The sequence below is a fragment of the Paenibacillus albicereus genome, from assembly GCF_012676905.1.
Classification (GTDB): Bacteria; Bacillota; Bacilli; order Paenibacillales; family Paenibacillaceae; genus Paenibacillus_O; species Paenibacillus_O albicereus.
Genome location: NZ_CP051428.1, coordinates 2,508,101 through 2,521,882, shown reverse-complemented (window position 1 = coordinate 2,521,882; position 13,782 = coordinate 2,508,101). Strand labels below are relative to the sequence as shown.

12 protein-coding genes are annotated in these 13,782 nt (G+C 62.7%); 2 read left to right on the top strand and 10 right to left on the bottom strand.

Annotated elements, in window-relative coordinates; genetic code table 11:
• Positions 1 to 79: 79 nt before the first annotated feature.
• The 7 genes from HGI30_RS11115 to pdhA all read right to left on the bottom strand — a co-directional run bounded on the left by HGI30_RS11115 (position 80) and on the right by pdhA (position 8,545).
• The gene (locus HGI30_RS11115) at positions 80 to 1,567 is read right to left on the bottom strand and encodes a glutamate synthase subunit beta (protein WP_168907623.1); all 1,488 of its coding nucleotides are present in this window, start codon (positions 1,565 to 1,567) and stop codon (positions 80 to 82) included.
• 199 nt (positions 1,568 to 1,766) lie between these two features.
• Positions 1,767 to 2,276: a dihydrofolate reductase gene (locus HGI30_RS11110; RefSeq protein ID WP_168907622.1), complete on the bottom strand. Its 510-nt coding sequence runs from the start codon at positions 2,274 to 2,276 to the stop codon at positions 1,767 to 1,769.
• On the bottom strand, positions 2,273 to 3,067 hold the full coding sequence (thyA, locus tag HGI30_RS11105; protein ID WP_168907621.1) for a thymidylate synthase: 795 nt from the start codon (positions 3,065 to 3,067) through the stop codon (positions 2,273 to 2,275). The genes HGI30_RS11110 and thyA overlap by 4 nt, the downstream gene beginning before the upstream one ends.
• A gap of 462 nt (positions 3,068 to 3,529) precedes the next feature.
• Complete coding sequence (gene lpdA, locus HGI30_RS11100) at positions 3,530 to 4,945, bottom strand: dihydrolipoyl dehydrogenase (protein ID WP_168907620.1); 1,416 nt, start codon at positions 4,943 to 4,945, stop codon at positions 3,530 to 3,532.
• Between the two features lie 4 nt (positions 4,946 to 4,949).
• Positions 4,950 to 6,290: a dihydrolipoamide acetyltransferase family protein gene (locus HGI30_RS11095; RefSeq protein WP_168907619.1), complete on the bottom strand. Its 1,341-nt coding sequence runs from the start codon at positions 6,288 to 6,290 to the stop codon at positions 4,950 to 4,952.
• Positions 6,291 to 6,421: 131 nt separating this feature from the next.
• Positions 6,422 to 7,399, bottom strand: a complete 978-nt coding sequence (locus HGI30_RS11090) for an alpha-ketoacid dehydrogenase subunit beta (protein WP_101809121.1) — start codon at positions 7,397 to 7,399, stop codon at positions 6,422 to 6,424.
• 69 nt (positions 7,400 to 7,468) lie between these two features.
• Positions 7,469 to 8,545: a pyruvate dehydrogenase (acetyl-transferring) E1 component subunit alpha gene (gene pdhA / locus HGI30_RS11085; RefSeq protein WP_206110062.1), complete on the bottom strand. Its 1,077-nt coding sequence runs from the start codon at positions 8,543 to 8,545 to the stop codon at positions 7,469 to 7,471.
• A 299-nt stretch (positions 8,546 to 8,844) separates the two neighbouring features.
• Here pdhA and HGI30_RS11080 point away from each other — a divergent pair, with 299 nt between their 5' ends.
• Positions 8,845 to 9,576 carry an alpha/beta hydrolase gene (locus HGI30_RS11080; protein WP_168907618.1) on the top strand — a complete coding sequence of 244 codons (732 nt, stop codon included), beginning with the start codon at positions 8,845 to 8,847 and terminating at the stop codon, positions 9,574 to 9,576.
• Between the two features lie 83 nt (positions 9,577 to 9,659).
• Here HGI30_RS11080 and HGI30_RS11075 read toward each other — a convergent pair whose 3' ends face one another.
• Together HGI30_RS11075 and HGI30_RS11070 are read right to left on the bottom strand one after the other, a co-directional pair.
• Entirely contained in the window at positions 9,660 to 10,148 is a 489-nt protein-coding gene (locus HGI30_RS11075; protein WP_168907617.1) for a low molecular weight protein-tyrosine-phosphatase, read from the bottom strand.
• Positions 10,148 to 10,792 (bottom strand): trimeric intracellular cation channel family protein, encoded by a 645-nt coding sequence (locus tag HGI30_RS11070; RefSeq protein WP_407945025.1) that lies wholly within the window; start codon positions 10,790 to 10,792, stop codon positions 10,148 to 10,150. Before HGI30_RS11070 ends, HGI30_RS11075 begins: the two co-directional genes overlap by 1 nt.
• A 147-nt stretch (positions 10,793 to 10,939) precedes the next feature.
• On the opposite strand from HGI30_RS11070, the gene HGI30_RS11065 reads away from it, so the two are divergent.
• Positions 10,940 to 11,593: a thiamine diphosphokinase gene (locus HGI30_RS11065; protein ID WP_168907616.1), complete on the top strand. Its 654-nt coding sequence runs from the start codon at positions 10,940 to 10,942 to the stop codon at positions 11,591 to 11,593.
• Between the two features lie 13 nt (positions 11,594 to 11,606).
• Here HGI30_RS11065 and HGI30_RS11060 read toward each other — a convergent pair whose 3' ends face one another.
• Positions 11,607 to 13,667 (bottom strand): endonuclease MutS2, encoded by a 2,061-nt coding sequence (locus HGI30_RS11060; RefSeq protein ID WP_168907615.1) that lies wholly within the window; start codon positions 13,665 to 13,667, stop codon positions 11,607 to 11,609.
• Positions 13,668 to 13,782: the final 115 nt, after the last annotated feature.

The window sequence follows — 13,782 nt, the reverse complement described above, 5'->3', positions numbered from 1 at the left end:
TAAAAACCCCGCCCTCGTCAAAGGGCGGGGTTGTTGCTTCCGATCCGCTTGGGCCAAGCTCAAAGCGGCTTAGGCAGGATCAAGGAAGCATGCTGCTTCCCATGAGGAACTTGTCGACTTCGCGGGCAGCTTCGCGTCCCTCGTTGATCGCCCAGACGACAAGGCTCTGACCGCGCCGCATGTCGCCGGCCGCAAACACCTTGTCGACGCTCGTCCGGTAGTCGCCGTAGAGGGCCTTGACGTTCGTGCGGCGGTCCTGCTCGACCTCGAACGCCTGGACAAGCGTGTTCTCCGGCCCTTCGAAGCCGACCGCGATGAAGACGAGATCCGCCGGCCAGACCTTTTCGGTGCCTGGAATCTCCTTGTAGATCTTGCGGCCGGTCTCGTCGACGGTCCGCTCGATCTGGACGGTGTGGAGCTCCTTCAGCTTGCCGTTCTCGTCGCCGACGAATTTCTTGGTCAGGACGGAGAAGGCGCGCGGGTCCTCTCCATAAAGCGCTTTGGCTTCCTCGTGCGCATAGTCCAGCGTGTACACGTTCGGGAACTGCGGCCAAGGGTTCGAGATCGGATCGCGCTGCAGCGGAGCCTTGGCATGCGTGCCGAACTGCGTGACCGACTTGCAGCCATGTCGCAGCGCCGTGGCGACGCAGTCGGTGCCCGTGTCGCCGCCGCCGATGACGATGACGTCCTTGTCCTTGGCGGAGATGTAGTTGCCGTCCTCCAGGCCGGAGTCCAGGTAGCTCTTGATCGTACCGTTGAGGTAGTCCATCGCCATATGCACGCCGTCCAAGCCCGCCCCTTCGATATCGACGCCGCGAGCTTTCGTCGCGCCGCCGCACAGGACGATCGCGTCGAAGCCTTCCAGCAGCTCTTCGGCGGCGACGTCCTTGCCGATCTCCGTGTTCGTCACGAAGTCGACGCCTTCCGCCTCGAGCAGATCGACGCGGCGCTGCACGATCTGCTTGTCGAGCTTCATCGTCGGAATGCCGTACGTCAGCAGGCCGCCGATGCGGTCCGCGCGCTCATAAACCGTGACCGTATGGCCGGCTTTGTTGAGCTGGGCCGCGCATGCCATGCCGGCGGGACCCGAGCCGACGACAGCGACCTTCTTGCCCGTCCGGAGCTGCGGAGGCTGCGGCACGACCCAGCCCTCGTCGAAGCCGCGGTCGATGATCGACTGCTCGATCGTCTTGATCGTGACGGCATCGCCGATAAGGCCGACCGTACAGGAGCCTTCGCATGGCGCCGGACAGACGCGTCCGGTGAACTCCGGGAAGTTGTTCGTCTTGTGCAGGCGCTCCAGCGCCTCGCGCCATAAGCCGCGATAGATGAGGTTGTTCCACTCGGGAATGAGGTTGTTGACCGGGCAGCCCGACGCTCCCCCGGCCAGCTCCATGCCCGTATGGCAATAAGGGGTGCCGCAATCCATGCAGCGGGAGCCCTGCGTGCGAAGCTGATCGTCCGGCAAGTGCTTGTGGAACTCGTCCCAGTCCTTGATTCTCTCCAGCGGACTGCGGTCAGCCGGCAGCTCTCGCTTATATTCCATGAAACCAGTTGGTGTCGACATCTTTTCCCCATTCCTCCATCCTTTAGGTCCCGCTCCGTCTCTCTGTTCCCGTTCTTCGGATGCAAGACCCGTTGCGTTGCTACATAATATTGCATTCCTGCGCATACTTTGTACAACATCGTAGCATTGTTTTACAACTTAGCATAATGGAGTATGCGTACAATCATTTGCACTTTGTCGCATAACAGCGGCATAGAGATTACGATTTGCGCGCAAGGGCTTTTCGGACATACGTTTGGAAGGCATACGTCTCCCCTTGCGGTCCCTGCTCAAGACCCGCCGCGGAGTCCGCGAGCTCCCACTCTCCCTCCGGCAGCTCCGGAAAGTATGCGTCGCCGCCGCCGTAGGAGCGGTCGATCTCCGTCAGCAGCAGTCGGTCCGCGCGGCTGAGCAGCAGCCGGTACACCTGCTCCCCGCCGATGACCATCAGCTCCTCTTCGCCGGCGACCGCCTGCAGCGCCTCCTCCGGCGTCCGGAACAGCTCCGTGCCTGCCGGAGCCTCCCCCTCGCCGCGGCTCAGCAGCAGGTTGCGCCTGCCCTTGAGCGGACGGCTGCCGAAGGACTCGAACGTCTTGCGCCCCATCAGCACCGGCTTGCCCATCGTCTGCTCCTTGAAGAAGCGCATGTCCTCCGGCAGCTTCCACGGCAAGTCGTTGCCGCGCCCGATCAGCCGGTCGCGGTCCATGCACGCGATCATCGTGATCCTCATATCGACACCTCGGCCTTGATCGTCGGATGATGCTCATAGCCGACGAGCTCGAAGTCCTCATAGCGGTAGTCGAAGATGCTCTCCGGCTTGCGCTTCAGCACAAGCTGCGGAAGCGGGTACGGCTCGCGCGTCAGCTGCAGCTTCACCTGCTCCAGATGATTTGCATAGATATGCACGTCGCCTCCGGAATAGATCAGCTCTCCCGGCTGCAGGTCGCATTGCTGGGCCATCATATGCGTCAGCATCGCATACTGGGCGATGTTGAACGGCAGGCCGAGGAACGTATCCGAGGAGCGCATCGTGAACATGCAGTTCAGCTTGCCCCCGCTCACCTGAAACTGGAACACGAAATGGCAAGGAGGCAGCTTCATGCCGTCGATTTCGCCTACGTTCCAGGCGCTCACCATGTGGCGCCGCGAGTCCGGATTCGTGCGGATCGACTCGACGACCGCGGCGATCTGGTCATGGCTGCGCCCGTCCTTGCCTTCCCAGGCGCGCCACTGAGAGCCGTACACCGGCCCCAGGTCCCCGTTCTCGTCCGCCCATTCGTTCCAAATCCGAACTCCGTTCTCCTGCAGGTATTTCACGTTCGTCTCGCCGCTGAGGAACCAGAGCAGCTCGTGGATGATCGATTTGACATGCACCCTTTTCGTAGTGACGAGCGGAAAGCCCTTGGACAAATCGAACCGAAGCTGCCGGCCGAACACCGCGATCGTGCCGGTTCCCGTACGGTCGGAACGCTCCGTGCCGTTGTCCAGGATGTCCTGCAAAAGCTCCAAATAATTTTTCATCGGTTTCCCCCTAGCTCAGGACCCGCCGAAGCGGCGGAGCCTCCTTCGATCTCGCGAACCTTTCTATTAGTTTATCATCTTAAAGGCTCGTTTGTCTCTTATTTGTATCGTGCTGCAGAACAAAAAGATGCCCGTCCTTATGAATAGCGGAAACTGATTTCGGTTCGCGGACAGGCATGCTGAGCCGGTCCGCTTCGCGAGACGGGGATTCGTTCCGATCTCCCTGGAGCCCCGATTCCTTTGATTCCATTTCCCAACAGGGGTGGAATCCGGCCTCCAAGGGAACCGCTGCCGCTTCTTCACGAATTCCCCGCCCGCTTCGCTCTTGATTCCCGAACCATGCGCCGCTTCGCGGGAGTGCTCGTTCCTTCTATCGGACTCGCAATCAAACCAATCCACGGACCGAATTTCTTCGGCCCATAAAAAAACCGGCCCCAGAAGGGGCCGGCCTGAAAAGCGCAATTACTTGACGAACGTATGGATCGGATGGCCGAGAGCGACTTCCGCAGCATCCAGCGTGATCTCGCCAAGCGTCGGGTGCGCATGGATCGTCAGCGCGATATCCTCAAGCGTAGCGCCCATCTCGATCGCGAGGCCAAGCTCGGAGATCATGTTGGACGCCTCGATGCCCGCGATGTGGGCGCCGAGCACGAGGCCGCTGTCCTTGTCGGCGACAAGCTTCACGAAGCCTTCTGCAGCGTTGAGGGAAAGGGCGCGGCCATTGGCGGCAAACGGGAATTTGCCGACTTTGACGTTGTAGCCTTTTTCCTTCGCTTCCTTCTCGGTCAGGCCGACGCTGGCGCACTCCGGATCGGAGAAGCAGACGGCCGGCATGCACTTGTAGTCCACCTTGCTCGGCTGTCCGGCGATGACTTCAGCCGCGACGCGGCCTTCGTACATCGCCTTGTGGGCGAGCGCAGGTCCCGGCACGATGTCGCCGATCGCGAAGATGTGCGGGATGCTCGTGCGTCCTTCGTCGTTTACTTCGACGAGGCCGCGGTCCGTCATCTTGACGTTGATGAGGTCGAGGCCAAGCTCTCCGTCCGTGTTCGGACGGCGTCCGACCGTGACGAGCAGGTAATCCGCCGTCACCGACTGCTCCTTGCCGTCGACCGTGTACGTCACCGTGACGTCCTTGTCGGTCTGCTCGGCGCTCTTCGCTTGAGCGTTCGTGATGATTTCCGCGCCTTTGGCCTTGAGCTTCTTGGCTACGAGCTGGGACATATCCTTGTCGAAGCCGGCCAGGATGGAGTCGAGGCCTTCGATGATCGTCACCTTCGTGCCGAACTTGCTGTACATCTGGCTCAGCTCGACGCCGATGTAGCCGCCGCCGATGACGGCCAGGCTCTTTGGAATCTCAGGCAGGGAAAGCGCGCCCGTGGAGGAGACGATGCGTCCGCCGAACGGGAATGCCTTCAGCTCGATCGGACGGGAGCCCGTCGCGATGATGCAGTTCTTGAAGCGGTAGCGCGGAGCTTCCTGGTCGTTGAAGACGCGCGCTTCGTTTTCGTTGATGAACATGACTTCGCCGGCGAAGTATTGCACCTTGTTCGCTTTGAGCAGGCTGGCGACGCCGCCCGTAAGCTTCTTCACGACTCCGCCCTTGAACTCCTGGATCTTGTTCCAGTCGACGTTGACGTCGCCGGCCGTAATGCCGATCGCTTCGGCATGGCTGACCGCGTCATATTGATGAGAAGCCGAGATGAGCGCTTTGGAAGGAATGCAGCCGACGTTCAGGCACACGCCGCCGACATGCTCCTTCTCCACGCAAAGCACGCTTTGGCCCAGCTGGGCTGCGCGAATCGCAGCCACATATCCGCCGGGACCGGCACCGATGACCAGTGTATCGATATCGAGAGATGCGTCTCCTACTACCATGAGCTTATACCTCCATGATTAGCAGCTGCGGGTCGGCCAGAAGCTGCTTGATGTAGTTCAGGAAATTCTGAGCCGTCGCGCCGTCGATGAGACGGTGGTCGAAGCTCAGCGAGAGGGCCATGACGGAAGCGGCGACGATCTCGCCGTTCTTGACGACCGGCTTGTCGGCGATGCGGCCGACGCCGAGGATCGCCACTTCAGGGAAGTTGATGATCGGCGTGAAGAACATGCCGCCGGCGGAGCCGATGTTGGTGATGGAGATCGTGCTGCCCTTGAGCTCGGCGCCCGACAGCTTGCCTTCGCGTCCGCGAGCGGCGAGATCGCTGATGGAGCTGGCGATGTTCCAGACGTTCTTGCGGTCCGCATGCTCGATGACCGGCACGATGAGGCCGTTGTCGGTATCGGTGGCGATGCCGATGTTGTAGTACTTGCGAAGCACGATTTCCTGCGCTTCCTCGTCGAGCATCGAGTTCATGATCGGGAACTCGCGCACGGCGGCGACGAGCGCCTTGACGATGAACGGCAGGTACGTCAGCTTGACGCCCTTCTTCTCGGCGACCGGCTTCGCTTTCTTGCGCAGCTCGACGAGCGCGGTCACGTCGACTTCGTCCATCAGCGTCACGTGAGGAGCGGTGTAAGCCGATTTCGACATCGCGTTGGAAATGATCTTGCGGATGCCCTTGAACGGCAGGCGCTCTTCCGGACGGTCTCCGCCCTGGCTGGCGACCGGAGCGGCTTTGGCTTCGCCCGCGCCTTTCGCTGCGACGGCGGCATTGTCGGAAGCGGATGCCGCCGGAGCGGACGCGCCGCCGGAGGCTGCCTTCTCGATGTCTTCGCGGGTGATGCGGCCGTTCTTGCCGCTGCCTGGCACGGACGCGATGTCCACGCCCTTCTCGCGGGAGAACTTGCGCACGCTAGGCGTCGCGAGAACCTGGCCTTTGGCGGCCGGAGCGGTAGCAGGAGCGGACGCCGCAGCTGGAGCCGCGTCCTTCGCCGTCACTTCGGCGTCGGCCTTGACTGCGCCCGGAGCGACGTTCAACGCTTCGTCCTTGGCGACTTCCTTCGCGCTGTCCTCGCTCGGAGCGGCGCCTTCAGGCAGGTCTCCCTCGGCGTCGATGACAGCCACGACGTCGCCGACATGGCAGACTTGGCCGTCCTTGGCGAGAACCTCGAGAACGGTGCCGTTGACCGGGCAAGGAACCTCGACGACAGCCTTGTCGTTCTGCACTTCCATAATGATGTCGTCGTCGGTGACCTTGTCTCCGACCTTGATGTGGATCTTGATGATTTCGCCTTCATGAAGGCCTTCGCCCAGCTCTGGGAACCGGTATTCAAACTTTGCCACGGGGTGAACCTCCTTTTGCATCTGAAGCTGTGCCGACCGGCAGCGGACAAGCTGCGGCCCGCGAAGGACGCGCAGCCCGCCGCGGCGGCTGCAGGGGAAAAAAGGGGCAAGCCAATTCCGCTAGGACGGAATTAGAATTCGAGAACTTTCTTGACGTTGGCGACGACGCGCGCCGGAGACGGCAGCCACTGATCTTCGATCTGGGCGAACGGATAGACCGTATCCGGTCCCGCGACGCGAAGCACCGGCGCCTCCAGGTGAAGGATCGCCTTTTCGTTGATCTGGGCGATGATCTCGGCCGCCGCGCCGGATGTCTTCTGGGCTTCCTGCACGACGATCGCGCGGTTCGTCTTTTTGATGGACTCGACGATCGTGTCGATGTCCAGCGGCATGAGCGTGCGGATGTCGATGACCTCGACGCTGACGCCTTCCTTCTCCAGCTCTTCGGCGGCCTTGACGGACGTATGGACCATCATGCCGTACGTCACGATCGTGACGTCGGAGCCTTCGCGGACGACGTTGGCCTTGCCGAGCTCGACCGTGTACTCTTCTTCCGGCACTTCGGCGCGGAAGGCGCGGTACAGGTTGAGATGCTCCATGAAGAAGACCGGATCGTTGTCGCGGATCGCCGCGATCATGAGGCCTTTGGCGTCATACGGATTGGAAGGAATGACGACCTTGATGCCCGGCGTCTGCAGCGCCAGTCCCTCGAGCGAGTCGGTATGCAGCTCGGCTGCCTTGACGCCGCCGCCGAACGGGGTGCGGAAGACGATCGGCGAGTTGTAGCGGCCGCCGGAGCGATAGCGCATGCGCGCCGCCTGGATGAACATCTGGTCCATCGCCTCGTAGATGAAGCCGACGAACTGGATCTCGGCGATCGGACGGAAGCCCTGGATGCCGAGGCCGACCGCCATGCCCGCGATCGCGGATTCCGCCAGCGGCGTATCGAAGACGCGCTCCTCGCCGAATTCCTTCTGCAGCCCTTCGGTGACGCGGAATACGCCGCCGGTGTGGCCGACGTCCTCTCCGAAGAGCATTACGTTCTCATCCCGCTTCAGCTCGGTGCGAAGAGCGTCGCGGATTGCTTCCAACATGTTCATTTGAGCCATGATTAACAGGTTCCTCCTTAGGGGGAGCGGCGAGCGCCGCCCCGGACTCATCGGTCGCTTGGGTTCGGATCAGAAATCGGCTTTTTGCTCTTCCAGGTGGGCAGGCGTGTGCTCGAACATCGTGTCGATCAAGCCGCTTACCGTCATTTTCTCGGTCGCTTCCGCCTTCTTGATGGCTTCGTTGACGGAGGCTTTCGCCTCGTCCTTCACGCGGGCCGTATCCTCTTCCGTCCAAAGACCTTTCTTCTCCAGGAACTTGCCGAAGCGGATGATCGGATCCTTGAGCGACCATTCGCCTTCCTCGTCCTTCGTGCGGTACTTGGTCGTGTCGTCCGCCATGGAGTGGGGACGGAACCGGTAGGTGAGCAGCTCGAGCAGCGTCGCGCCTTCGCCGTTGCGGCCGCGCTCAGCCGCTTCGGAGACGGCTTTGTACACCGCGAGCACGTCCATGCCGTCGACCTGCACGCCCTTGATGCCGGCGGCGAGCGCCTTGTGGGCGATCGACTGGGCGGCCGTCTGCTTCTCGTACGGGGTCGTGATGGCATAGCGGTTGTTCTGGACCGTGTAAATGACCGGCAGCTTGTAGACGCCGGCGAAGTTCAGGCCCTCGTAGAAATCGCCCTCGGAGGAGCCGCCGTCGCCCGTGTACGTGATGGCGACGCGCTTCTCGCCGCGCTTCTTGAACGCCATCGCGACGCCGGTCGCGTGCAGGATCTGCGCGCCGATGATGATCTGCGGCATCAGGACGTGCACGTCCTCCGGAATCTGGCCGCCGTGCTGGTGGCCGCGGGAGTACAGGAACGCCTGGTACATCGGCAGTCCGTGCCAGACGAGTTGCGGCATGTCGCGGTAGCCCGGGCAGATGAAGTCGTCCTTGTTCAGCGCGAACTCGCTGCCGATCATCGACGCTTCCTGGCCGGATACCGGCGCGTAGAAGCCGAGACGGCCTTGGCGGCCGAGGTTGACGGCGCGCTCGTCCCAGGTGCGGGTGAACACCATGCGGTACATCAGTTCCTTCAGCTGGTCGTCGCTGAGGTCCGGCATGAGGTCGGGATTGACGACTTCGCCTTCGGGGGAAAGAATCGTAAGCGGCGTTACGTCCTCGCTATGCACTTCGTACGAATGCTTGTTCAGCAGCTTGCTCATCAGAGAGGTTCACCTCGATTTGTTATTTGAAACTTGCCTGCTTCTGTTATAGAATTATTATAAACCTGTTGCGTTGAAACGGTCAAAGCAAAAAAGGAAAAAACGTTGTTTTTTCATTACTTTCACGGTTTTTTAACGGTTTGTGTATGTGCAACAGCTTATCGGAACATATATAACAGGATAGTACAAGAGCGGTTACATTGGAGGGGTCCCGTCCGTATCGACCTGCGCGGAACGGACATCTCCTTATTGTTTACCCCGACCTACGCCGTCCCATGCAGCCAAGGAGGAAGAGAACGATGCCAGACGACATTTATTTGAAAAGAACGATCCTCAAGGAAACGGTCCCGAGCCGCCATCTCGAGGAAGGCTCGCGCGAGCTGCGCGTCTACCTCCCCCCCGGCTACAACGAGGTGCTCAGCTATCCGGTCGTCTACGGGCAGGACGGCGAGGACCTGTTCAACTTCGGTCGCGCGGCCACGCTGGCCAACCGGCTCATCATCGACGGCGAGCTCGAGCCGTTCATCCTCGTCGGCGTCGACGTCGACAAGAAGAAGCGGACGAGCGAATACGCTCCGGACGGAGCCCGGCACGAGGCGTACGCTCGCTTTTTCGCCGAGGAGATGCTTCCCTATATCGAAGATAAATACCCCGTTCGGAGAGAACGCCGCGAGCGGCTGCTGATCGGCGACTCGCTCGGCGGCACCGTATCGCTCCATCTCGCGCTGCGCTACCCCGAGCTGTGGAACCGCGTCCTCTCCTTGTCGGGCGCTTTTTATCCCGCTTCCCAAGCGATCGCGGCGAGGCAGGGCGATCTGTCCTGGCTGCAGCTCTATCTGTATGTCGGCCTCCAGGAGACCGACTACGAGACGGACACGGGCGTCTACGACTTCGTGAGGCTGAACCGCGAGATGGACGCCTTGCTCGCCGACCGCGGCGCCGAGATCCGCTATGTGGAGAAGGACGGCAAGCATCAATGGGGCTCCTGGCAGCGCGAGATTCCCGACGGCCTGAAGCATTTCCTGGACTAAGGGCAGCTCCGATGATGCCCAACCAAAAAGCGGGACGAAAGCCGGGCTGACCCGGCTTCGTCCCGCTTTTTTGGCGTCGTCGTTCAAGAGAGGCGTTCCCGCTCGATCCGGTCAAGCAGCGCCTCGCAGCCCGCGGTGACGAGCCGGCGGGTCTGCTCGAAGTCGCCTGTATAGTACGGATCGGGCACGCCGTCCAGCTCCTCGTCCGGTAGCAGCTCCATGAAGCGGAGCAGCCGGCCCTGCGGCACGATGCCCAAGGCGCGGACGAGCTCCTGCACGTCCCGCTCGTTGGAGCGGTCCATGACGACGATGTAATCCGCCTCCTCGAGATCGGCGCGGTCGACCAGACGGGCCCTCATCCCCTCGTAGGAAATGCCTGCGCGATCGAGCTCGCGGCGCGTTCCTTCATGCGGGACCGCTCCGAGATGCCAGTCGCCCGTTCCGGCGCTGTCGATCTCGATGTACGGCCCCTGCCCGCGCTGCGCGGCGAGGTGGCGGAGCACCGCTTCCGCCATGGGAGAGCGGCAGATGTTCCCTAAGCAGACGAATACGACTTTTACTCCGCGCTCCATCAGAACATCCCTCCTTCCCTGCGGTCGGCTGCCGCCGTCCGGAGCGACCTTCGAGGCAGGCGCCATTTGAAGACGACGGACAGCATCCGCATGACGATGATGAGCACGAACAGCACGAGCAGCATCGCCGTCCCTTGGAACAAGCCAAGCCCGATCGCCGCCCCGCCGAGAATCGCCCAGACGGCATAAATTTCGTCCCGCAGCACGAGCGGCTTGCGCCCGGCGAGCAAGTCGCGGACGATGCCGCCGCCGATGCCCGTCAGCGTCGCGGCGACGAGCACGGCGCTGAGCGGATGCTTCATCTCCGTCGCATAGAGCGCGCCTTGGATGGCGAAGGCCGACAGCCCGATCGCGTCGAACAGCGCCTCCGCCTTGCGCCAGTGCTGAATCCAGCTGACCGGCAGCAGGAAAATGATCGTCATCGAGGCGAGCGCGATCTTGATGAGCAAGCCCTGCGTCCAGAGCGTCGGCACCGGGATGCCGATGAGCAGATTGCGGATCACGCCGCCTCCGAATGCCGTCACCAGACCCAGCACGAACACGCCGAGGATGTCGTACTCTTCTTCCATGGCGACGATCGCGCCGCTGACCGCGAAGGCGATCGTGCCGATGATGCTGAATACCGCAAAAATCTCTGTGTACAAATCGATTACGCCCCCGTATGCAAGATGCAAGATGCCGCGACTGTCCTACCTATAATAGCCGGGGCCGGCCCTTCCCGCAACCGCATTGCGGCGGCGCCTCCTCCGCGCTATAATGGGCCGCAGAACCTAGAGGGAGGAATGAGCCATATGCCGCAGCAGCTGCAGCGGGCCGCCATCGTGACGGGTGGCAGCCTTGGACCGTGGGCGGCCGGCCTGCTTCGGGCGGACGATTACCTCATCGGAGCGGACGCAGGAGCGCTTTTCCTCGTCCGTTCGGGCATCCGGCCGGATCTGTCGCTCGGCGACTTCGACTCCGTACAGGAGGCGGAGCGGGCCGAGATCGAGGCGGGCAGCGCCGAGCTCGCCTCGTTCGATCCGATCGACAAAGACTATACCGACACCGAGCTGGCCTTGCGGCGCGCGCTCGATCTGAATCCGGCGTCGATCCTGATCGTCGGCGCTCTCGGCAGCCGCTTCGATCATTCGCTCGCCAACGTGCATCTGCTTCGGCTGGCGGCCGATCGCGGCATCGAGACCGCGATCGAAGACGAGACGAACCGCATCCGCCTGCTGCGCGGAGGCCGGTCGATGCCCGTCGAGCGGAGCCGCTTCCCGCATGTCTCCCTGCTTCCGCTGAGCGAAACGACCGCCGGCATCAATCTGGACGGATTCCGCTATCCGCTTCGGGAGGCGGAGCTGCGCATCGGGCAGTCGCTCGGGATCAGCAACGCGCTGGACGGGGAGAGAGGCACCGTCTCGCTTCGCGAAGGCTGGCTGCTCGTCATCGAGTCGATCGGCTGAACGCCCCGCTTGCTCACTTGTCTCCGTCCGGCGATTCGATCTGCAGTCCGGGCACGTGCATCCGCGACATCCGATGCCTCGCCTTGCGGTTCTCCTTGGTATCGAACACGATGTCCATATCGTAATCCTCGCCCGGATAAAGGCTGTCCCTGCTGATGTAAAGGGACAGCCTTTTGCGGTTGAAGGCTCTCTTTTCCCTTTTCACCTGCACGATCACCTCTCCTCTCGCATCCGCCTCGCGGAAGACGATTCCGGTCCGCTGGAGCGGATGGATCCAGACGCAGTCCCCGACCGCGAATTCCTTGGACCGCGCGGCCGCCTTGCCGCCGTCGTGCGGGGACTCGGGGCTGCCGGCTTCGCCGCGGGCTCTCGGCTTTTCCGGCTTTCCGGGAGAAAGCGCCCGGCCGCCCTGCTCCGTCTCTGCCCGATCATCCGCTCCGCGGCGCTTCCCGCCCCGCCGCTCTGCCTGCCGCTCGGCCTCTCGCCTCGGGGCAGCCGCTGCGCGGTCCTCATCCAGCTTGGCCTCGGACGCTGCCGCCGCCGGCTTGACTCCGGAACGCTTCAGCTCTTCCGCTCGGGCAAGCAGCGATTCCGGCAAGCCGTATCTCCGCGCGATCGACAGCGCATAGCTGTCTCCCGCCTCGCCCGGCTCAAGCCGGTACAACGGCTGCAGCGACTCGGCGTCAAACGCCATCCTCGCGTTCATGCAGCGCGGGGTCCGCGACGCATAAGCCTTGATTTCATTGAAATGGGTCGTCACGGCCACCTTCGTCCCTCTCGCGCCGAGCTCCTCGAGCACCGCGATCGACAGCGCGATCCCCTCTCCGGGATCGGTCCCGGCGGCCAGCTCGTCAAGCAGGACGAGCGTCGTTCGGCTTGCCTGCCCGAGAATCTCGCCGAGGACGGCCAGATGCGACGAAAACGTGCTGAGCGACTGCTCGATGCTTTGTCCGTCTCCGACATCGGCGAGCACGTCATCGAACAGCCCGAACTCGCAGCCTTCGTCCGCAGGCAGAAACAGTCCCGCTTGCGCCATGAGCGCGAACAAGCCGAGCGTCTTGAGCGCCAGCGTCTTGCCGCCTGTGTTGGGCCCGGTAATGCAAAGCTGGTCCCAGCCGTCGCCCAGCTCCGCGTGGATCGGCACCGCTCGAGCGCCGAGCTTCGGATGGCGTCCGCCGCGCAGCCGGATGAGCGGTTCGGCGAGCAGACGCGGCCTCGTCCCGTCATAAGAACGGGAAAGCTTGCCTCGCGCTAGGATGAAGTCGAACAGAGCCATCGCCTCCAGGTTGACCGTCAACGGCTCCGACTCGCTTTCGGCCATCGACGACAGCATGGACAGGATGCGGATTCTCTCCTGTTCCTCCTCCTGCTTCCACATCGCGAGCTCCGCCTGCAGGTCGGCGACGTCATGCGGCTCGATGAACAGCGTCTGCCCGCTCGCCGATTCGTCCCAGACCGTCCCCGGCACGAGCCGGCGCTGATCCCTGCGGACGGGAATGACGAAACGTTCGCCCCTGCGGCTGACGATCGCCTCCTGCAGGCTGCTCCTGTACTTCGCGAGCGCCGCGTCGAGCTTGCGGCGGATCCGATCCTCGGCCACCTGCGCGCCGCGTCGGATCCGCGACAGCTCGGGCGAAGCGTGGTCCGCCAGCCAGCCGCCGCGGATGCAGCGATCGATCTCCTCCTTGAGGGCGGGACAGTCCCGCATGGCGTCCGCATAGCCCGACAGCCGCGGAGCCAGCTCCCGCTTGGACGCCATGTAGCGCTTCATCTGCGAGATGGAGCCGAGCCAGGCCGACAGGCCCGAGAGCTCCTTCTCGTCGTAGACCCGCCCTTTGCCGAGCAAAGCCAGGAACGCGCCGATGCCCTCCATCGCGGACAGCGGCACGCTGGAGCCGGCGCGCAGAAGCGCGTCCGCCTCCGCCGTCTCCTGCTGCCAGGCTTCCGCCTGACGGAAATGGGCGGTCGGGGCATGACGCTCCGCCAGCCGGCGGCCCGGCTCGGATACGGCGAGTTCGAGCAGTTGATTTTGAATGAAGCTATATTCAAGTCGCATCATGGATGCGTGATTCATGTAAAAAACCTCCTTGATTGGGATGCAACGTTCCATGGCATGCAGCGCAAGCCGAAGGGTGGACAAGCCGATTCCGTGCGCCTCATCCTCTCGCATGAACGCAAAAAAGACAGGA